The sequence below is a fragment of the Geodermatophilus normandii genome, assembly GCF_003182485.1.
GTDB lineage: Bacteria > Actinomycetota > Actinomycetes > Mycobacteriales > Geodermatophilaceae > Geodermatophilus > Geodermatophilus normandii.
The window spans coordinates 787,846-805,802 of record NZ_QGTX01000001.1; the positions used below are offsets into that span (position 1 = coordinate 787,846).

The following is a 17,957-nucleotide window of genomic DNA, read 5'->3' on the forward strand; positions in this document are numbered from 1 at the left end:
CGCCGCGGTGGGGACCAGGCGTCGTGAGCACCGCCGTCCCGCGCGTGGTGGTCGCCGCCCCGTCGAGCAACGCGGGCAAGACGTCGCTCACCACCGGGCTGGTCGCGGCGCTCACCGCCCGCGGCCTGGCCGTCTCCCCGCACAAGGTCGGCCCCGACTACATCGACCCGGGCTACGCGGGCCTGGCCGCCGGGCGGCCGGGCCGCAACCTCGACCCCTGGCTGGCCGGCGAGGAGCGCATCGCGCCGCTGTTCCTGCACGGCGCGCGCGGGGCCGACGTCGCCGTCGTCGAGGGGGTCATGGGCCTGTTCGACGGCGCCACGCACCCCGAGGTCGAGCCCGGCTTCGCCTCGACGGCGCACGTCGCGCGGCTGCTGCGCGCGCCGGTCGTGCTGGTCGTCGACGCCTCCTCGCAGGCGCGCAGCGTCGCGGCGCTGGTGCACGGGTTCGCCACCTTCGACCCGTCGGTGCGGCTCGGCGGCGTGGTGCTCAACCGGGTCGGCAGCGACCGGCACGAGGCGATCCTGCGCGAGGCGCTCGACGCCGCCGGTGTGCCGGTGCTCGGGGCGGTCCGGCGGCTGGCCGAGCTGGGGACGCCCTCGCGGCACCTGGGGCTGGTGCCGGCCGCGGAGCGCTCCGCCGAGGCGGTGGCCACCGTGCGCCGGCTGGGCGAGGTGGTCGCCGGCGGCGTCGACCTCGACGCCGTGCTGCGGCTGGCCCGCACCGCACCCGACCTGGCTGCCGCGCCGTGGGACCCCGCCGCCGAGGTGACCCCCACGCCCGGGCGGCCGCGCGTCGCCGTCGCCGGCGGGCCGGCCTTCACCTTCGGCTACGCCGAGCACGCCGAGCTGCTCGCGGCCGCCGGCGCCGAGGTGGTGACCGTCGACCCGCTGCGGGACGAGGCGCTGCCCGAGGGCACCGCGGGCCTGGTCGTCGGCGGCGGCTTCCCCGAGGTCTACGCCGACCAGCTCTCGGCCAACACGACGCTGCGTGCCGACATCGCGGCACTGGCCGCCCGCGGCGCCCCGGTCGCCGCCGAGTGCGCCGGGCTGCTGTACCTGTCCCGCGAGCTGGACGGCTCGCCGATGTGCGGGGTCCTCGACGTCGCGACGGCGATGACGCCGCGGCTGACCCTCGGCTACCGCTCGGCGGTGGCGCTCACCGACAGCGTGCTGGCCCGCGCGGGCACCCGCGTGCGGGGCCACGAGTTCCACCGCACGCACGCCCTCCCCGCCGCCGGCCCCACCCCCGCCTGGCAGTGGTCGGCGTCGGCTCCGGAGGGCTTCGTGTCCGGCTCCGTGCACGCCTCCTACCTGCACCTGCACTGGGCCGGCTCCCCGGCACTGGCCGAACGGTTCGTGGCCGCCTGCGCGGCGGCCGTCCCGGAGGGAGCGCGCCATGCACATCGCTGAGGGCCTGCTGCCGGCACCGCACGCGCTCGGCTGGACCCTCGCCGCCGCCCCGTTCGTCGTGCACGGCGCCCGCGCCGTGGTCCGCGAGGTGCGCGAGCACCCGGAGTCGACGCTGCTGCTCGGCGCGGCCGGGGCGTTCACCTTCGTCCTGAGCGCGGTCAAGCTGCCCTCGGTCACCGGCAGCTCCAGCCACCCGACCGGCACCGGCGCGGGGGCGGTGCTGTTCCGCCCGCCGGTGATGGCGCTGCTCGGCACGGTCGTCCTGCTGTTCCAGGCGCTGCTGCTGGCCCACGGCGGGCTGACCACGCTCGGCGCCAACGCGTTCTCCATGGCGGTCGCCGGGCCGTGGGTCGGCTACGGCGCCTACCGGCTCACCCGGGCCCTGGGCGGCGGGCTGATGCCCGGCGTCTTCGTCGCGCTCGCGCTGGCCGACCTGGCCACCTACGTCACGACGGCGCTGCAGCTGGCCCTGGCCTTCCCCGACGCCGACGGCGGCTTCCCCGCCGCGGCCGGGAAGTTCCTCGGCATCTTCGCCGTCACCCAGGTGCCGCTGGCGATCGGCGAGGGACTGCTCGGCGTGCTGCTGTTCCGGGTGCTGGTGGTCAACGCCCGGCCCGAGCTCGAGCGCCTCGGCGTGCTGCGCCCCGCGGCCACCCCGGAGGAGGCCCGGTGACCCGCCGCCGCCTGGTCACCGCGCTGCTCGTGCTGGCGGTGGTGGCGCTGTTCGCCCTCCCGCTGGCGCTGGACGGCGGCGCCGCCGAGTACGCGGGCACCGACAGCCAGGCGGCCGAGGCCGTCGAGGACTCCGGCCACACGCCCTGGTTCGAGTCGGTGTTCAGCCCGTCGTCGAGCGAGGTGGAGTCGGGGCTGTTCGCAGTGCAGGCCGCGCTCGGCGGCGGGGTGCTCGGCTACGTGCTCGGCCGGCTGCGCGGACGCCGGCAGACCCCGCGGCAGGCCGAGCGGGCCGAGGACGCCGGACCGTGACCGGGCTGGCGGTCGACGACGCCGCCTGGGCCAGTGCCTGGCGCACCCGCTCACCACTGGACAAGCTGCTGCTCAGCGCGGGCCTGGTCGTCTGCGCGCTCGTCCTGCCGGTGTGGCCGGCCGGCGTCCTGGTCGGGCTCGCCGCCGTGGTGCTCGCCCTCGGGCCGGCCCGGGTGCCGGCGCGCACCTTCGGCCGCGCGGTGCGCTGGCCGCTGGCCTTCGTCGCCGTCGGCGCGCTGACCGCCGTCGTGTCGGTCGGCGACGGCGGGGTCGGCTGGGCGCCGGACGCCGCGGCCCGGGCCGGCGCGCTGGTCGGCCACTCCCTCGCCGGCGGCGCCGCGGTGCTGCTGCTGGCCACCACCACCCCGGTGACCGACCTGCTGGCCGCGCTGCGCCGGCTGGGCGTCCCCGCCGCCGTCGTCGAGGTGGCCGGGGTGACCTACCGGCTGCTGTTCGTCCTGCTGCAGAGCCTGACCACCATCCGCGAGGCGCAGACCGCCCGCGTGGGCCACTCCACCTGGCGCCGCTCCTACCGGTCGTCGGGGGCGCTGGCCGCGGCGGTGTTCACCCGGTCCTTCGACCGCGCCCGCCGCCTGCAGGAGGGCCTCGCCGGCCGCGGGATGGAGACCGGCCTGCGGGTGCTGCCCGAGTCCCTGCCCTCCTCCCGGGGTTTCCTCGCCGCCACCGCGGCCGGGCTGGCGGCCCTGGTCGCCGTCGGGGTGCTCGCCGCGTGAGCCACCGCAGCCTCACCGCCGAGGGCCTGGTCGTCGGCTACGAGCGCGGCCGCCGCGTCCTCGACGGCGCCTCGCTGACCGTCCCCGCCGGGCGCCGGCTGGCGCTGCTGGGCGCCAACGGCTCGGGCAAGACGACGCTGCTGCGCTGCCTGTCCGGCGCGCTGCGGCCCGACGCCGGCGGGGTCGCCGTCGACGGCGAGCTGCTGCACCACACCCGCCGGGGCCTGCGCGCGCACCGCCAGGAGGTCCAGCTGGTGCTGCAGGACCCCGACGACCAGCTGTTCAGCGCCTCGGTGGCCCAGGACGTCTCCTTCGGCCCGCTCAACCTCGGCCTGCCCGAGGAGGAGGTCCGCACGCGGGTGGCCGAGGCGCTCGCGCTGCTCGCCGTCGACGGGCTCGCCTCCCGCCCCACCCACCAGCTCTCCTACGGCGAGCGCAAGCGGGTGGCGATCGCCGGCGCGGTGGCGATGCGCCCCTGCGTCCTGCTGCTCGACGAGCCCACCGCCGGCCTCGACCCCTCCGCCGTCACCGAGGCGCTGGCCGCGCTCGACCGGCTGCAGCTGTCGGGCTCCACGGTGGTCATGAGCACCCACGACGTCGACCTGGCGCTGCGCTGGGCCGACGAGGTGGCCGTCGTCGTGGACCGGCGGGTGGTCCAGGGGGCTCCCGAGGACCTCCTCGCCGACGACGGCCTGCTCGCCCGTGCCCGCCTCGACCGGCCCTGGGCGCTGACCGTGGGCGCCCGGCTGCGCGACCTCGGCCTGCTGCCCGGCGGTCCCCTCCCCCGCGACGCCGCCGCGCTGCTGGCCGCCCTCCCCGACCGGCCCGGCGTCACCCCGTGGACGTGACGGTCGGCGTCGGCGCGGGAGCCGGGGTCTCGCCCGAGGAGGTGCTGGCCGCGGTCGACGCCGTCCTGCCCGCCGGGGCCCGGGTGACCGCGCTGGCCACCCTCGACGTGCGCGCCACCGAGCCGGGGCTGGCCGGTGCGGCGGCGGCGCGCGGCTGGCCGCTGACCGGCCACCCGGCCGGGGCCCTGGCCGCGGTCGCGGTGCCCTCGCCGTCGGCGCGGGTGGCCGCGGCCGTGGGGACGGCGTCGGTGGCCGAGGCCGCCGCGCTGCTCGGCGGCGGGCGGCTGGTGGTGGGCAAGACGGTGCACGGGCGCGTGACGGTGGCGGTCGCCGCGTGAACCCCCTGCACCACCACGGCGACGACGACCTCGCCACGGGGCTGACCGACCTCGCCGTCAACGTCCGCGCGGGGACGCCGCCACCGTGGCTGCGCGCCGTCCTGCGGACGGCGCTGGACGACGTCGCCGCCTATCCCGACGCCGGCCCGGCCCGCGCCGCGGTCGCCGCGGCGCACGGCCGCGACCCCGCCGAGGTGCTGCTCACCGCGGGCGCGGCGGAGGCGTTCGTGCTGGTCGCCCGCGCGCTCACCCCCCGGCGGGCCGTGGTCGTGCACCCCTCGTTCACCGAGCCGGAGGCGGCACTGCGCGCGGCCGGGCACCGGGTGGAGCGGCTGCTGCTCGAGCCCCCGCACTACCGCCTGCGGGAGGTGCCCGACGACGCCGACCTGGTGGTGCTGGGCAACCCGACCAACCCGACGTCGGTGCTGCACCCGCACCGCCACGTCGCCGCGCTGGCCCGCCCCGGCCGCGTGCTGCTGGTCGACGAGGCCTTCGCCGACACCGTGCCCGGGGAGCCCGCGTCGCTGGCCGGCCGCACCGACCTGCCCGGCCTGCTCGTGGTGCGCAGCCTGACCAAGACGTGGGGGCTGGCCGGCCTGCGCGTGGGCTACGCGCTCGGCCCGGCCGACCTGGTGGCCGCGCTGGCGGCCGCGCAGCCGCACTGGCCGCTGTCCACGCCGGCGCTGGCCGCCGCCGTCGCCTGCACGACCGCGGCCGCCCGCGCCGAGGCCGACGCCGCCGCACGCGAGCTGGCCGGGCACCGCGCCGCGCTGCTGGCCGCCCTGCCGCCCGGCGTCGCCGTCGTCGGGCAGCCGGCCTCGTCGTTCGTGCTGCTGCGGGTGCCCGGTGGCGCGCGGGTGCGCGCGGCGCTGCGCGACCGCGGGTGGGCGGTGCGCCGCGGCGACACCTTCCCCGGGCTGTCCGCCGACCACCTGCGGGTGGCCGTCCGGGATCCCGGCACCTCCCGTGCGTTCGCCGCGGACCTCGCTGCGATCCTGGGGACCGAGATCCCCGGTCCGGTGCCGACGACGACGTCGCAGCCGGCCGCCGTCCCGGAGGAGCACCGCTGAACGCCACGCCCGTCGACCCCGGATCCGGCGTCGTCTACCCCGTCGGCCTGCGCCTGCTCGACCGCCGCGTCGTCGTGGTCGGCGGCGGCCAGGTCGCCCACCGCCGCGTGGCCGGGCTGCTCGAGGCCCGCGCGCGGGTCACCGTGGTCAGCCCGGAGGTGACGCCGGCCCTGGAGGCACTGGTCGCCCCGGGCTCCCTCACGTGGGTGCGCCGCGGCTACCAGGACGGCGACCTCGACGGCGCCTGGTACGCCGTCGCCGCCACCGACGACCCCGCCGTCAACGCGGCCGTGGCCGGGGAGGCCGAGCGGCTGCGGGTCTTCTGCGCCCGCGCCGACGACCGGTCGGCCTCCAGCGTCTGGACGCCCGCCGTCGGCCGGCAGGGCGACCTCGTGGTCGGCGTGCACGGCGGCGGCGACCCGCAGCGGGCGGTCGGCGTGCGCGACGCCGTCGTCGCCGGGCTGTCCGACGGCAGCATCCGCGACCGCGCCGCCCGCGAGCCCTCGGGCGGCCGGGCCGGGAGCGTGGTCCTCGTCGGCGGCGGGCCGGGCGACCCCGGGCTGATCACCGTGCGCGGGCAGCAGGCGGTCGCGCAGGCCGACGTCGTGCTGGCCGACCACCTGGCGCCGCAGTCGCTGCTGGCCTCGCTGCCGCCGGAGGTCGAGGTCATCGACGCCTCGAAGCTGCCGCGCGGGCGGTCGATGGCGCAGGAGCAGATCAACGCGCTGCTGGTGGAGCACGCGCTGGCCGGCAGGCGGGTGGTGCGGCTCAAGGGCGGCGACCCGTTCGTCTTCGGCCGCGGCATGGAGGAACTCGAGGCGTGCGTCGCCGCGGGCGTGCCGGTCGAGGTGGTCCCGGGCGTGACCAGCGCGATCGCCGTCCCCGCGCTGGCCGGCATCCCCGTCACCCACCGCGGGCTGACCCACGAGTTCGTCGTCGTCTCCGGGCACGTGCCGCCGGGACACCCGCAGTCGCTGGTCGACTGGGCGGCCCTGGGGCGGCTGCGCGGCACCGTGGTGGTGCTCATGGGCGTGGACACCGCCGGGGCGATCGCCGCGGCGCTGGTCGAGCACGGGCGGGCGCCGGAGACGCCGGTCGCCGTCGTCGCCGACGGGTCGACGGCCACCCAGCGCGCCGTCCGGACGACGCTCGCGGGCCTGGCGCGGACGCTGACCGAGGAGGGCATCCGCCCGCCCGCGGTGTGGGTGGTCGGCGAGGTCGTCGCGCTGGGGGCGCGGAACGAGCCGTGAGCCCGCTGGCCCTCGCCCTGGCGCCGGTCCTGCTGGTGCAGGGCGCCGGGGTGCGCCGCCGCACGCCCGTGCTGCCGGAGGCCGCGGGCCCGCGCAGCGGCGTCGTCCCCGGGGGCGCACCGCCGCTGACCGTCGCGGTGCTCGGGGAGTCACCCGCCGCCGGGGTCGGGGTGGCCACCCAGGAGGACGCGCTGGCCGCCCGGTTCGCCGCCGCGCTGGCCGGCCGCGGCGGCCGGGAGGTGCGCTGGCGGCTGTCCGCCCGCACCGGGACGACGGCCGCGCAGGCCCTCGTGCGCCTGGTCCCCGGGCTGGCCGGCCCGCCCGCCGACGTCGTCCTCGTGGTCCTCGGCGTCAACGACACGCTGCGGCTGCGCGGCCGGGCCGCCTGGCGCCGCGACGTCCGCGCGCTGCTGGACGCGCTGGCCCCGCTCACCGCGGCGGGCGGCGTCGTGGTGCTCGCCGGGCTGCCGGACGTGGCCCGCTTCCCGACCCTGCCGCAGCCGCTGCGCGGGGTGCTCGGCCGGCAGGCCCGCGCCCTCGACGGCGAGCTGGAGCGCCTGGTCCGCCCGGGCGTCCGGCACGCGCCCGCTCCGCCGATGGACGGGCCGGGGCTGTTCGCCGACGACGGCTTCCACCCGAGCGCCGCCGCCTGCCGGGCCTGGGCCACCGCCCTGGCGGACACGGCACTTCCGATGTCGACGTAGCAGTCCTGCTGTCACGGCGTCCACCCTTCCCCGTGCACCGGATCGGCCCGGGCCTGCGGTCGGCCTTCCTGCCCGACGCTGAGCCGCAGCCGGAGCCCCCGTCAGACGACGCGGGCGAAGACGACCGTGTTGTCCTCGCTGGCCCCGGCCGCCTCGTCGAACTCCCCGCCGCAGGTGACCAGCGCGAGGTCGGCGTCCGCGGGGTGCCGGTTGAGCGTGTCGGCCAGCGCGGAGGTGGCCTTGTCCAATCCGGTCACCGGCTCGCCGAGGACCGCCAGCCGCAGGTAGGCGCCGCCGGCGTCGACCAGGAGCACCTCGTCGCCCGGGGAGAGCTCGGACAGCCGGTCGAACACCGCACCGCCGTCGGCCCCGGCGTGACCGAGCACGACCGCCATCTGCCCGGAGCCCGGGGCCGGCCCGTCGGACCACCAGGAGGTCGTGCGCATGGACCGCGGCACGTCGTAGCCGTCGACGGTCCGCCCGGTGAACGGGTTCTCGTACTGCACCGTGCCGCGCGACTCGACCGCGGTGTCGACGCCGATCGCGGGGACCACGATCCGCCCGGGCACGACCGGCCCGTCGGCCGGCGTCCCGGCGGCGGGGAGGGCGGGCACCTCCCCGGTCGCCGGCACCGCTCCCAGCGAGGTCGCGGGGGTCGGCGCGGCGGTGTCGGCCGCCGGGCGGGCGGTCCACACGAAGACGCCGGCCCCCGCGAGGAGGACGACGAGGAAGACCAGCAGCGGCAGCCGCTGGCCCGAGAGCTCCCTAGCGACCGACCGCACGGGACCGCGCCCGGGAGACGGCGGCACCGGTGCCGCCGGCGACCAGCAGACCCCCCAGGACGGCCAGCGGGACGGCGGTGCCGGGACCGTCTGTCTCGACGCCCTCGCCGCCGCCGGTGGGGGCGTAGCCGAGGTAGTGGGCCGGCTGCTCGGCGACCGGCGCGGCCACGGGCACCGCCTGCGGGACCTCGGGCGAGGGCTGCGGTGCGGGCGCGGGGGTCTCCGGCGCCGCGGGCAGCGCGGGGAGGCACGCCTGGAAGGCCGCGAGCAGCGCCTCCACGTCCGCGGCGACGTCGGCGGCGCCGGTCCCGAGGACGGCGGGGTCCAGCGCCGGCGGCTGACCGGAGGCGAGCCCGGTCAGGGCGCCCTCGAGGCCGCCGACGAGGTCGCCGAGCGCGACCTGCGGGTCCTGCGACAGGATCCCGTCCAGCAGGTCCTCGACCCCGTCGGCCACGCCCTGGACGCAGGTCTCCGGCACGCCCAGCGGGGTCAGCAGCGACTGCAGCGCCCCCAGCAGCTCCGGCGGAGCGGGCGGCAGCGGCCCCTCCTCGGCCGCCGTGGCCGGGGCGCCCTCCGGAGCCGGCGGCTGCGGGGCGCCGGGCACCGGGACGGGCGGGGAGGGGACCTCGCCCCCACCCTCGCCCCCGCCCTCGCCCCCGCCCCCGGTCGCCTGACCGAGCACGCTCCCCAGGGCCTCCTCCAGCGCGGCCCCCGGAGCGGGCTCCTCGGCCGAGGCGACACCGGGGCCGGCGACCACCGCGGCGAGCACGCCGGTGACGACGAGCGCCCGTCGGCCGCGCGGCCCGCGGGTCGGGGAACGGTGCGAGGACGGCGACAAGGGGACCCCCCGGGGATGTCAGGACTGGAGCGGCGTACCTGCCGGGGGGAACGACCGTGACATCGATCGGTGACGGACTCCCCCGTCCTGGCGGCTCGCCGTCACGCTCCGGAGTGAACGGACCACCGGCCCGCCGGGAGGACCCGCCGCACGCCTGCGGGCGGTGGGGCAGCGGAGCCCTGGCTCAGATGTTGGCGCCGTCCGGCGGAGGGCCGTCCGGGAGGGGCGCGGCCACGCCGCTGCCGGCGGCGTCGGGCGCCGGCATGCCGACCGTGTACGACGTCATCGACAGCGACCCGTAGGCGTAACCGTCGACGAGCACCTCCGCCGTCGTGCCCGTGGCGCCGGCCATGCCCGCCACGTAGAGCAGCGGCAGGAAGTGGTCGGGCGTGGGGACGGCGAGGTCGAAGTCGCGGTGGCCGTCGAGACGCCCGATCGCGCTCGGGTCGGTGAGCATGAGCTCCCGCGCGGCGGAGTCGAAGCGCTGCGCCCAGTCGAACCCGGCGTCGGGCAGGGCCCGGCTGACCCCGCCGAGGTTGTGCACCACGTTGCCGCTGCCGACCACCAGGACGCCGTCCTCCCGCAGCGGAGCGAGCGCGGCACCCATCTGCAGGTGGTAGTCGACCCCCTTGAGCGCGTTGATCGAGAGCTGGACGACCGGGATGTCGGCCTCGGGGAAGGCGTGCAGCAGGACCGACCACGCGCCGTGGTCGATCCCCCAGCTGTCGCGGTCGGCGCCCACCCAGGTCGGCGAGACGACGTCGGCGACCTGCTCGTGCAGCTCGGGGAGGCCCGGCGCGTCGTAGGAGACGTCGAAGAGCTCGGCGGGGAAGCCGAAGAAGTCGTGGATGGTGCGCGGGCGCGGCATCGCCGTCACCGCGGTGGCGTGCACGTACCAGTGCGCCGAGACGACGAGGATCGCCCGCGGCCGGGGCACCGCACGGCCGAAGGCCCGCCAGGCCTCGGTGTAGCGGTTGCGCTCGAGGGCGTTCATCGGGTTGCCGTGCCCGATGAAGGCGGCGGGCATGAGGGTCATGCGGCTCTCCTCCCGCGACGGCGATCCGGTCCCGTCCGGATCATGCCCGCCCCGCGGGGGCTCCGCGAGGTGCGCTCAGCCCGCGCGCCCGGCCGGGGGCAGTCGTCGCAGCTGCGGGGACAGCCGCCGCGCGCCGGGTCCCTCGGCGGCCGCGGCGTCGCCCGGGTTGGACAGCGCGCAGGCCGTCAGCGACAGGCAGCCGCAGCCGATGCACGAGGACAGGCCGTCGCGGAGCTGCTCGAGCGCGGCGATCTGCGCGTCGAGCCGGTCCCGCCACCCGGCCGACAGCCGCGCCCAGTCGCGGGCCGACGGCGTGCGCCCGTCGGGGAGCGTGGCCAGCGCCTGGCGGATCTCGGGCAGCGACAGGCCGACGTTCTGCGCGGCGCGCACGAACGCCAGCCGGCGCAGCACCGAGCGGGGGAAGCGCCGGGCGCCGCCGGGCGTGCGGCTGGCGGTGATGAGCCCCTCGGCCTCGTAGTGCCGCAGGGCCGACGGCGCCAGCCCCGACCGCGCGGCCACCTCCCCGATCGGCAGCAGCTCCACGGCGCCCCCTTGACCTCAAGTCGACTCGAGGTCCCACGGTAACCGCATGACCTCCACCGCAGTGATCACCGGGGCCTCGCGCGGCCTCGGTCTCGCCCTCGCCACCGAGCTGTCGCAGCGCGGCTGGCGGCTCGTCCTCGACGCCCGCGACCCCGCCCGGCTCGCCACCGCCGTCGCCGGGCTCCCCCGCCCCGACCTCGTCACCGCCCTCGCGGGCGACGTCGCCGACCCGGCCCACCGCGCCGTCCTGGCCGCCGCGGCCGGGGACTCGCTCGACCTGCTGGTCAACAACGCCTCGACCCTCGGCCCCACCCCGCTGCCGCGGCTGGCCGACCTCCCGCCGGCGGCGCTGGAGGACGTGCTGCGCACCAACACCGTCGCCCCGATGGCGCTGCTGCAGGCGGTGCTCCCCGCCCTCGAGCGCGCCGGCGGGACGGTGGTCTCGGTCAGCAGCGACGCCGCGGTCGAGCCCTACGCCGGCTGGGGCGGCTACGGCGCGAGCAAGGCCGCGCTGGACCTGCTGACCGCGGTGCTGGCCGTCGAGCACCCGGCGCTGCGCGTGGTCGCCGTCGACCCCGGCGACATGGCCACCGACCTGCACGCCGCCGCCGACCCGGGCGCCGACCCGGCCGACCTGGCCGCGCCCGCGGACGTCGCCCGCGCGCTCCTGCACGCACTCGACGGCGACCTGCCCGGCCCCCGCGTCCGCGTCGCGGACCTCGAGGGCGCGCGGTGACCGCCACCACGTCGCGGGGAGCCGTCCCCATGGGCGCGGAGGCCACCGAGCCGCCGGAGCGCCGCGGCACGACCCGCGACGGCGTCCGGCTGATGGCCGTCCGCCCGGGCAGCCTCACCCACGCCCGCTTCTCCGACCTGCCCGGCCTGCTCGATCCCGGTGACCTCGTCGTCGTCAACACCTCGGCGACGCTGCCGGCCCGCCTGACCGCCCGCCGGGCCGACGGCACGACCACGCCGGTGCACCTGTCGACGACGCTGGACGACGGCACCTGGGTGGTCGAGGTCCGCCGCCCGGGCGACGACGGCCCCGAGACCGGCCTGGAGCCCGGCGCCGCGCTCACCCTGCCCGGCGGCGTGCGGCTGGTGCTGCGTGCCGGCTTCCCGGACCCGGCCCGCCCGGGCCGGCTGTGGCGGGCGGCCGCGACCCCGGCCGTCGCCGTCCCCGCGTACCTGGCGCGGCACGGTGCGCCGGTCCGCTACCGCCACCTGCGCGGGCCGCTCGCCCTCGACGACGTCCAGAACGTCTACGCCACCGAGCCGGGCAGCGCCGAGAACGCCAGCGCCGGCCGGCCCTTCACCGACCGGCTGCTGGTCCGGCTCGTGGCCCGCGGCATCCCGGTGGTGCCCCTGGTCCTGCACGCGGGGGTGTCCAGCCCCGAGCTGCACGAGCCGCCGGCGCCCGAGCGCTACCGCGTCCCGGAGGTCACCGCCCGGCTGGTCACCGCCACACGGGCGGCCGGGCGGCGGGTGGTCGCCGTCGGCACCACGGTGACCCGGGCGCTGGAGACGGTCACCGGCACCGACGGCGTCACGCGGCCCGGTGAGGGCTGGACCGACCTGGTGCTCGGCCCCGGCCGGCCGGTGCGGGCGGTGACCGGGCTGGTCACCGGCCTGCACGAGCCCGAGGCCAGTCACCTGCTGCTGCTCGAGGCGGTCGCCGGGCGGGACCCGGTCGAGCGCGCCTACGCGGCCGCGGCCGGCACCTACCTGTGGCACGAGTTCGGCGACTCGATGCTCTTCCTGCCCTGACCGGTGGCGCCCGGCTCCCGTGGCGGCGACGCTGGAGGAGCCGGGACCGGGCAGGACGTCCCCCTCCCCCGGCGACGACGGCCGGAGGCCGGGATGCCAGGCGCGTGGCTGCTCGGAGCGGACCAGGACGGAACGGCGGGCGGGGACGGCGGGGACCCGCCCCGGGCGGTGCTGCTGGGGCTGCGCCCCGACACCGCGGCCGACGACGCGGCCGACCCGCTCGACGAGCTCGAGCGGCTGGCCGACACCGACGGCGTGACCGTCGTCGGGCGGATGGTGCAGCCCCGCGCGCACCCGGACCCCGCCACCTACCTCGGCTCGGGCAAGGTCGGGGAGCTGACCGAGCTGGTCCGCGACCGCGGTGCCGGGCTGGTCATCGCCGACGGCGACCTCTCCCCGGCGCAGGTGCGCAACCTCGAGGAGCGCGTGGGCGCGCGGGTGGTGGACCGCACGGCGCTGATCCTCGACGTCTTCGCCCAGCACGCGCGCAGCAGTGAGGGCCGCGCGCAGGTGGAGCTCGCCCAGCTGGCCTACCAGCTCCCGCGGCTGCGCGGGCAGGGGACCGAGCTGTCGCGGATCGGCGGCGGCCGCAGCGCGGGCGGCGCGGGCACCGGGGTGCGCGGACCGGGCGAGCAGCGGCTGGAGACCGAGCGCCGGCACCTGCGCCGGCGGATGACGCTGCTGCGGCGTCAGGTGCAGCAGACCGCCGCCCGCCGGCAGCGGACCCGCACCCGGCGCCGCGGCAACCGGGTGCCCTCGGTCGCGCTGACCGGCTACACCAACGCGGGCAAGTCCGCGCTGCTCAACCGGCTCACCGGCGCCGACGTCCTCGTGCAGGACGCGCTGTTCGCCACCCTCGACCCGACCGTCCGCCGGGCCCGCACCCCCGACGGCCGGCCCTTCACGCTCACCGACACCGTGGGCTTCGTGCGCCACCTGCCCCACCAGCTGGTGGACGCCTTCGGTGCCACGCTCGAGGAGGTGGTCGACGCCGACCTGGTGCTGCACGTCGTGGACGCCTCCGCCCCGGACGCCATGGGCCAGGTGACGGCGGTCCGCGGTGTCCTCTACGAGATCGGCGCGCGTGACCACCCCGAGCTGCTCGCGCTCAACAAGGCCGACGTCACCCCGCCGGAGTGGATGGCGGGACTGTGCGCCGCCTACCCCGGCGCGGTGCCGGTCTCGGCGGTGACCGGGGAGGGCGTGGAGGACCTGCGCGCCGCCGTCGCCCGGGCCCTGGCGCGGTGACTCACCAGAGGCCGGCGGCGTCCTCCAGGAGCACCTGCCGGTGCGCCGGAGGCCGGGCGGGGCAGGCGGTGCACGCGGCCTCGCCGGGCAGCCGGACCAGCAGGCAGCAGGAGACGCGGCGGACGAACCGGACGCCGCCGACGTCGGTGTAGCGCGGCGCGGGCATCGGGTCGCCGACGGCCGCGGCCACCGCCGCGGCCAGCGCGGTCACCGCGCCGACGTCGCCCAGCGCCCGGCCGACGGCGAGCAGCCGGCCGGCCAGCGAGTCGGTGGCCACCGCCCACAGCGGTCGCCGCCGCACCCCGCCGGCCGCGGCCACCGCCGCGATCGCCGAGCCGAGGGCCTCGCGCAGCTCCCCCGCCGGGTCCGGCCCGGCCGGCGCCCGGGAGACACCGGCCAGCACGGTGCCGCCGGCGATCTCGTACAGGGTGGTGTCGGCCAGCCGCGCCGACAGCGGCCGGCCGGTGGCCAGCCCGGCGGCGACCGGCGTGAGCAGCACCGCCGAGGCCGAGTACCACCACACCGTCGCGAGCACCCGCCGGTCGGCGCTGCGGTAGCGGCGGCCCAGCGCCGCCACCCGGTCCGCCGTCCACTCCGGGTCGGCCAGCAGCGCGGCGGGGAACGGGCGGGCCGACGGCGGCGCGAGCAGGCCGAGGCCGGCGGCGCCGGGCACCCGCGCCGCCACGACCGCCTGGGGCCCGCCGTCCACCGGGTCAGTGTGCTGCACCCCCGTCGCGGGCGGCTGCCCTCTGCCCGCACGGGCCCTACGGTGTGGGATGGGACACGCGGCCTGCGGCGGTCCGCGGGCCACCAGACGGAGGGAGCACCACGTGAGCGAGTCGACCGGGTCGGAGGGCCGCCGGTTCCCGGCGCCGGAGCAGCTGGCCGCGTCCGCGAACGTGGGCCCCGACGTGTACGCGCAGGCCGAGGCCGACCGGCTGGCGTTCTGGGAGACCGCCGCGCGCCGGCTCACCTGGTCGCAGGAGTGGGACGAGGTCCTCGACTGGAACGACCCGCCCTTCGCCAAGTGGTTCGTCGGCGGGAAGCTCAACGTCGCCTACAACTGCCTGGACCGGCACGTGGAGGCCGGCCACGGCGACCAGGTCGCCTACCACTGGGAGGGCGAGCCGGGCGACACCCGCACCATCACCTACGCCCAGCTCACCGAGGACGTCTGCCGCGCCGCCAACGCGCTGCTCGAGCTCGGCATCACCGCCGGCGACCGGGTGGCCGTCTACATGCCGATGATCCCCGAGACGATCGTCGCGATGCTCGCCTGCGCCCGCATCGGCGCGGTCCACATGGTCGTCTTCGGCGGCTTCTCCGCCGACGCCCTGGCCTCCCGCATCACCGACGCCGGCGCCGTCCTGGTGATCACCTCCGACGGCGGCTACCGCCGCGGCGCCCCGAGCGCGCTCAAGCCGGCCGTCGACGACGCCCTGACCCGCACCGAGGGCGTCCGCAACGTGCTGGTGGTCAAGCGGACCGAGCAGGAGGTCGAGTGGACCGAGGGCCGCGACCTGTGGTGGCACGACGTCGTGGACCGGCAGTCGCCGCAGCACACGCCCGAGGCCTTCGACGCCGAGCACCCGCTCTACATCATGTACACGTCGGGCACGACGGCGAAGCCGAAGGGCATCCTGCACACCTCCGGCGGCTACCTCACCCAGGTCGCGTACACGCACTGGGCGACGTTCGACCTCAAGCCCGACTCCGACGTCTACTGGACCGCCGCCGACGTCGGCTGGGTCACCGGCCACAGCTACATCGTCTACGGGCCGCTGGCCAACCGGACGACGTCGGTGGTGTACGAGGGCACGCCGGAGACGCCGCACCGCGGCCGCTGGTTCGAGCTGATCGAGAAGTACCGCGTCTCGATCCTCTACACCGCGCCCACGGTCATCCGGACGTTCATGAAGTGGGGCGAGGACATCCCGGCCGGCTTCGACCTCACCTCGCTGCGGGTGCTGGGGTCGGTGGGCGAGCCGATCAACCCCGAGGCCTGGCTCTGGTACCACCGCAACATCGGCGGCGAGCGCTGCCCGATCGTCGACACCTGGTGGCAGACGGAGACCGGCGCGCACATGATCACCCCGCTGCCGGGCGTGACCTCGCTGAAGCCGGGCTCGGCGCAGACGCCGTTCCCCGGCATCTCGGCCAAGGTCGTCGACGACGAGGGCAACGAGCTCGGCGACGACACCACCGGCCTGCTGGTGCTCACCACCCCGTGGCCGGCGATGCTCCGCACCATCTGGGGCGACGACGACCGCTACGTCGACACCTACTGGTCGCGCTTCGGCCGGGAGGTCTACTTCGCCGGCGACGGCGCCAAGAAGGACGCCGACGGCGACATCTGGCTGCTCGGCCGGGTCGACGACGTCATGAACGTCTCGGGGCACCGGATCTCCACCACCGAGGTGGAGTCCTCGCTGGTCGCCCACCCCGCCGTCGCCGAGGCCGCCGTCGTCGGGGCGTCCGACCCCACCACCGGCCAGGGCATCGTCGCCTTCGTCATCCTCCGCGGCTCGGCCACCGACTCCGGCGACGACCTGGTGCAGCAGCTGCGCACCCACGTCTCCAAGGACATCGGCCCGATCGCCAAGCCCCGGCAGATCATGGTCGTCCAGGAGCTGCCCAAGACCCGCTCGGGCAAGATCATGCGGCGGCTGCTGCGCGACGTCGCCGAGAACCGCGACCTGGGCGACGTCACCACGCTCACCGACTCCTCGGTGATGAACCTGATCAAGGACAAGCTCCCCGCGTCGTCCTCCTCGGAGGACTGAGCAGCCGGCCGCGCGTCCCGGCTCCTCGCGCACGACAGGGGGAGCCGGGACGCGCGCGCGGCGATCATGGGGGACGATCCTCGGCAGGCCGTCCGCGGCCGTCCGACTGTCCGACCAGGGAGGAGCCCCCGTGGCCCACAGCGCGTCGTCCACCCAGCCCGCCGCGCGGCATGCCGCCGACGCCGACCCCTCCGTGGGCGCGCTGGTGCAGAGCGCCATGGCCGACGTCTCCACGCTGATCCGCGCGGAGATCGAGCTCGCCAAGGCCGAGGTCAGCCGCTCGGCGAAGAAGGCCGGCATCAGCGTCGCGCTGTTCGCCGTCGCGGGGGTGCTGCTGGCCTTCGCCGGCATCTACCTGTTCGTCACGCTCGCCGAGTTCTTCACCTGGCTCGGCCTGGCCCGCTGGGTCTCCTACCTGATCGTCACCGTCGGCCTGCTGCTGGTCGCCGCGGTCGCGGGGTTCATCGGCCTGCGGATGCTCAAGAAGATCGACAAGCCGGAGCGGACCATGGAGTCGCTGCGCGAGCTGCCCGACGTCATGCACCGCGAGGAGCCGGGCCAGCGCCGCCGGGCGCTGCCCACGGTGAGCAACGGGCGCGTCGAGCGGCGCTCCCCCGACAGCTACCTGGTCTGAGCGCCGGCACGCCCGGGGGCGCCCCCGCGGACGAGCGGCCCGACGCCACCAGCGTCCTGCTGCCCGGGCCCTGGATCCACCGCGACGCCTCGGCCAACGGTGTCCGGCTGCACCTGGCCGAGGCCGGGGAGGGCCCGCTGGTCCTCCTGCTGCACGGGTTCCCGCAGTTCTGGTGGACCTGGCGGGCACAGCTGCCCGTCCTCGCCGCGGCCGGGTTCCGGGCGGTCGCGCCCGACCTGCGCGGCTACGGCGCCAGCGACAAGCCGCCGCGCGGCTACGACCTGCCGACGGCGGCCAGCGACGTCGCCGCGCTCGTCCGCGCCCTCGGCGAGCGCGACGCCGTCGTGGTCGGGCACGACTGGGGCGGGCTGGTCGCCTGGACGATGGCCGCGCTGCACCCGCGGGTCGTGCGCCGGCTGGTCGTCGTCTCGATGGCCCACCCGCGCCTGCTCCGGGGCGGCCTGCGCGACGCCGCGCAGCGCAGGGCGCTGCGCCACGTCCTGGGCTTCCAGGTGCCCCGGCTGCCCGAGCGGCGGCTGACCCGCACCGACGACGACCCGGTGGCCGAGTTCCTGCGCAACTGGGCCGGGCCGGCCTGGACGCAGACCGCCGACTTCGCCGAGGCGGTCGAGCGCTACCGGTCGGCCGCGCGGATCCCCCAGGCGGCCTACGGGTCGATGGAGTACTTCCGCTGGGCCGGGCGCTCGCAGCTGCGGCCCGACGGGCTGCGCTACGCCCGCCGGATGGCCGCCCCGGTCACCGCACCGACCCTCCAGCTGCACGGCGGCGCCGACCCGCTGGTGCTGCCGCGCACCGCCCGGGGCTCGGGCCGCTACGTGGCCGGCGCCTACGAGTGGCGCGAGCTCCCCGGCATCGGCCACTTCCCGCCCGAGGAGGCCGCGGCCGAGCTCGGCGCCGCCATCGCCGACATGGCCCGCTGAGAGGAGGCCCCCGCAGGGGTCCGGTGGCGGTGTGGCCACCCTTCA

The 17,957-nt window shown here is 77.8% G+C and carries 20 protein-coding genes; 15 read left to right on the top strand and 5 right to left on the bottom strand.

Going from position 1 to position 17,957, the window contains the following annotated elements; genetic code table 11:
• The first annotated feature begins 23 nt into the window (after window positions 1–23).
• From JD79_RS03985 to JD79_RS04025, 9 genes are read left to right on the top strand one after another with little or no spacing between them, the layout of a single operon-like run.
• On the top strand, window positions 24–1,412 hold the full coding sequence (locus JD79_RS03985; RefSeq protein WP_211307855.1) for a cobyrinic acid a,c-diamide synthase CobB: 1,389 nt from the start codon (window positions 24–26) through the stop codon (window positions 1,410–1,412).
• Complete coding sequence (locus tag JD79_RS03990; protein ID WP_110004479.1) at window positions 1,399–2,085, top strand: energy-coupling factor ABC transporter permease; 687 nt, start codon at window positions 1,399–1,401, stop codon at window positions 2,083–2,085. The genes JD79_RS03985 and JD79_RS03990 overlap by 14 nt, the downstream gene beginning before the upstream one ends.
• Window positions 2,082–2,396, top strand: a complete 315-nt coding sequence (locus JD79_RS03995; RefSeq protein ID WP_110004480.1) for an energy-coupling factor ABC transporter substrate-binding protein — start codon at window positions 2,082–2,084, stop codon at window positions 2,394–2,396. The genes JD79_RS03990 and JD79_RS03995 overlap by 4 nt, the downstream gene beginning before the upstream one ends.
• On the top strand, window positions 2,393–3,130 hold the full coding sequence (gene cbiQ / locus JD79_RS04000) for a cobalt ECF transporter T component CbiQ (RefSeq protein ID WP_110004481.1): 738 nt from the start codon (window positions 2,393–2,395) through the stop codon (window positions 3,128–3,130). Before JD79_RS03995 ends, cbiQ begins: the two co-directional genes overlap by 4 nt.
• Window positions 3,127–3,978: an energy-coupling factor ABC transporter ATP-binding protein gene (locus tag JD79_RS04005; RefSeq protein WP_110004482.1), complete on the top strand. Its 852-nt coding sequence runs from the start codon at window positions 3,127–3,129 to the stop codon at window positions 3,976–3,978. The genes cbiQ and JD79_RS04005 overlap by 4 nt, the downstream gene beginning before the upstream one ends.
• Window positions 3,969–4,316, top strand: a complete 348-nt coding sequence (locus JD79_RS04010) for a cobalamin biosynthesis protein (RefSeq protein WP_245899649.1) — start codon at window positions 3,969–3,971, stop codon at window positions 4,314–4,316. The genes JD79_RS04005 and JD79_RS04010 overlap by 10 nt, the downstream gene beginning before the upstream one ends.
• Window positions 4,313–5,386 carry an Rv2231c family histidinol phosphate aminotransferase CobC gene (gene cobC / locus JD79_RS04015; protein ID WP_110004483.1) on the top strand — a complete coding sequence of 358 codons (1,074 nt, stop codon included), beginning with the start codon at window positions 4,313–4,315 and terminating at the stop codon, window positions 5,384–5,386. Before JD79_RS04010 ends, cobC begins: the two co-directional genes overlap by 4 nt.
• A gap of 47 nt (window positions 5,387–5,433) precedes the next feature.
• On the top strand, window positions 5,434–6,636 hold the full coding sequence (gene cobA / locus JD79_RS04020; RefSeq protein ID WP_281270340.1) for a uroporphyrinogen-III C-methyltransferase: 1,203 nt from the start codon (window positions 5,434–5,436) through the stop codon (window positions 6,634–6,636).
• Window positions 6,633–7,340 (top strand): SGNH/GDSL hydrolase family protein, encoded by a 708-nt coding sequence (locus JD79_RS04025; RefSeq protein WP_110004484.1) that lies wholly within the window; start codon window positions 6,633–6,635, stop codon window positions 7,338–7,340. The genes cobA and JD79_RS04025 overlap by 4 nt, the downstream gene beginning before the upstream one ends.
• A gap of 101 nt (window positions 7,341–7,441) precedes the next feature.
• On the opposite strand, the gene JD79_RS04030 is transcribed toward JD79_RS04025, so the two are convergent.
• The 4 genes from JD79_RS04030 to soxR form a co-directional block, all read right to left on the bottom strand.
• Window positions 7,442–8,122, bottom strand: coding sequence for a class F sortase (locus tag JD79_RS04030; RefSeq protein WP_110004485.1), 681 nt, complete (start codon window positions 8,120–8,122; stop codon window positions 7,442–7,444).
• Window positions 8,106–8,891, bottom strand: a complete 786-nt coding sequence (locus JD79_RS04035) for a hypothetical protein (RefSeq protein ID WP_110004486.1) — start codon at window positions 8,889–8,891, stop codon at window positions 8,106–8,108. The genes JD79_RS04030 and JD79_RS04035 overlap by 17 nt, the downstream gene beginning before the upstream one ends.
• 253 nt (window positions 8,892–9,144) lie before the next feature.
• Window positions 9,145–9,996 carry a 4,5-DOPA-extradiol-dioxygenase gene (ygiD, locus tag JD79_RS04040; protein WP_211307856.1) on the bottom strand — a complete coding sequence of 284 codons (852 nt, stop codon included), beginning with the start codon at window positions 9,994–9,996 and terminating at the stop codon, window positions 9,145–9,147.
• A 75-nt stretch (window positions 9,997–10,071) separates the two neighbouring features.
• Complete coding sequence (gene soxR / locus JD79_RS04045) at window positions 10,072–10,539, bottom strand: redox-sensitive transcriptional activator SoxR (protein WP_110004487.1); 468 nt, start codon at window positions 10,537–10,539, stop codon at window positions 10,072–10,074.
• Window positions 10,540–10,585: 46 nt separating this feature from the next.
• Here soxR and JD79_RS04050 point away from each other — a divergent pair, with 46 nt between their 5' ends.
• From JD79_RS04050 to hflX, 3 genes are all read left to right on the top strand, one after another.
• Window positions 10,586–11,275, top strand: coding sequence for an SDR family NAD(P)-dependent oxidoreductase (locus tag JD79_RS04050; protein WP_110004488.1), 690 nt, complete (start codon window positions 10,586–10,588; stop codon window positions 11,273–11,275).
• Window positions 11,272–12,306: an S-adenosylmethionine:tRNA ribosyltransferase-isomerase gene (locus JD79_RS04055; RefSeq protein WP_245899653.1), complete on the top strand. Its 1,035-nt coding sequence runs from the start codon at window positions 11,272–11,274 to the stop codon at window positions 12,304–12,306. The genes JD79_RS04050 and JD79_RS04055 overlap by 4 nt, the downstream gene beginning before the upstream one ends.
• A 93-nt stretch (window positions 12,307–12,399) precedes the next feature.
• The gene (hflX, locus tag JD79_RS04060) at window positions 12,400–13,554 is read left to right on the top strand and encodes a GTPase HflX (protein ID WP_110004490.1); all 1,155 of its coding nucleotides are present in this window, start codon (window positions 12,400–12,402) and stop codon (window positions 13,552–13,554) included.
• Window position 13,555: 1 nt separating this feature from the next.
• On the opposite strand, the gene JD79_RS04065 is transcribed toward hflX, so the two are convergent.
• Window positions 13,556–14,263, bottom strand: a complete 708-nt coding sequence (locus tag JD79_RS04065; protein ID WP_110004491.1) for a (2Fe-2S)-binding protein — start codon at window positions 14,261–14,263, stop codon at window positions 13,556–13,558.
• Window positions 14,264–14,384: 121 nt separating this feature from the next.
• Between JD79_RS04065 and acs the strand changes: the two genes are divergently transcribed.
• The 3 genes from acs (at window position 14,385) to JD79_RS04080 (ending at window position 17,912) form a co-directional block, all read left to right on the top strand.
• Window positions 14,385–16,337 carry an acetate--CoA ligase gene (gene acs, locus JD79_RS04070; RefSeq protein ID WP_245899655.1) on the top strand — a complete coding sequence of 651 codons (1,953 nt, stop codon included), beginning with the start codon at window positions 14,385–14,387 and terminating at the stop codon, window positions 16,335–16,337.
• A 130-nt stretch (window positions 16,338–16,467) separates the two neighbouring features.
• Window positions 16,468–16,971, top strand: a complete 504-nt coding sequence (locus tag JD79_RS04075) for a phage holin family protein (protein WP_110004493.1) — start codon at window positions 16,468–16,470, stop codon at window positions 16,969–16,971.
• Window positions 16,972–17,117: 146 nt separating this feature from the next.
• Window positions 17,118–17,912, top strand: a complete 795-nt coding sequence (locus JD79_RS04080) for an alpha/beta fold hydrolase (RefSeq protein WP_281270341.1) — start codon at window positions 17,118–17,120, stop codon at window positions 17,910–17,912.
• Window positions 17,913–17,957: the final 45 nt, after the last annotated feature.

Bases quoted from the DNA above. Each gene is read 5' to 3' on its own strand.
- JD79_RS04050 (WP_110004488.1), top strand. From the start codon at position 10,586: ATGACCTCCACCGCAGTGATCACCGGGGCCTCGCGCGGCCTCGGTCTC.
- JD79_RS03990 (WP_110004479.1), top strand. From the start codon at position 1,399: ATGCACATCGCTGAGGGCCTGCTGCCGGCACCGCACGCGCTCGGCTGG.
- hflX (WP_110004490.1), top strand. From the start codon at position 12,400: ATGCCAGGCGCGTGGCTGCTCGGAGCGGACCAGGACGGAACGGCGGGC.
- ygiD (WP_211307856.1), bottom strand. From the start codon at position 9,996: ATGACCCTCATGCCCGCCGCCTTCATCGGGCACGGCAACCCGATGAAC.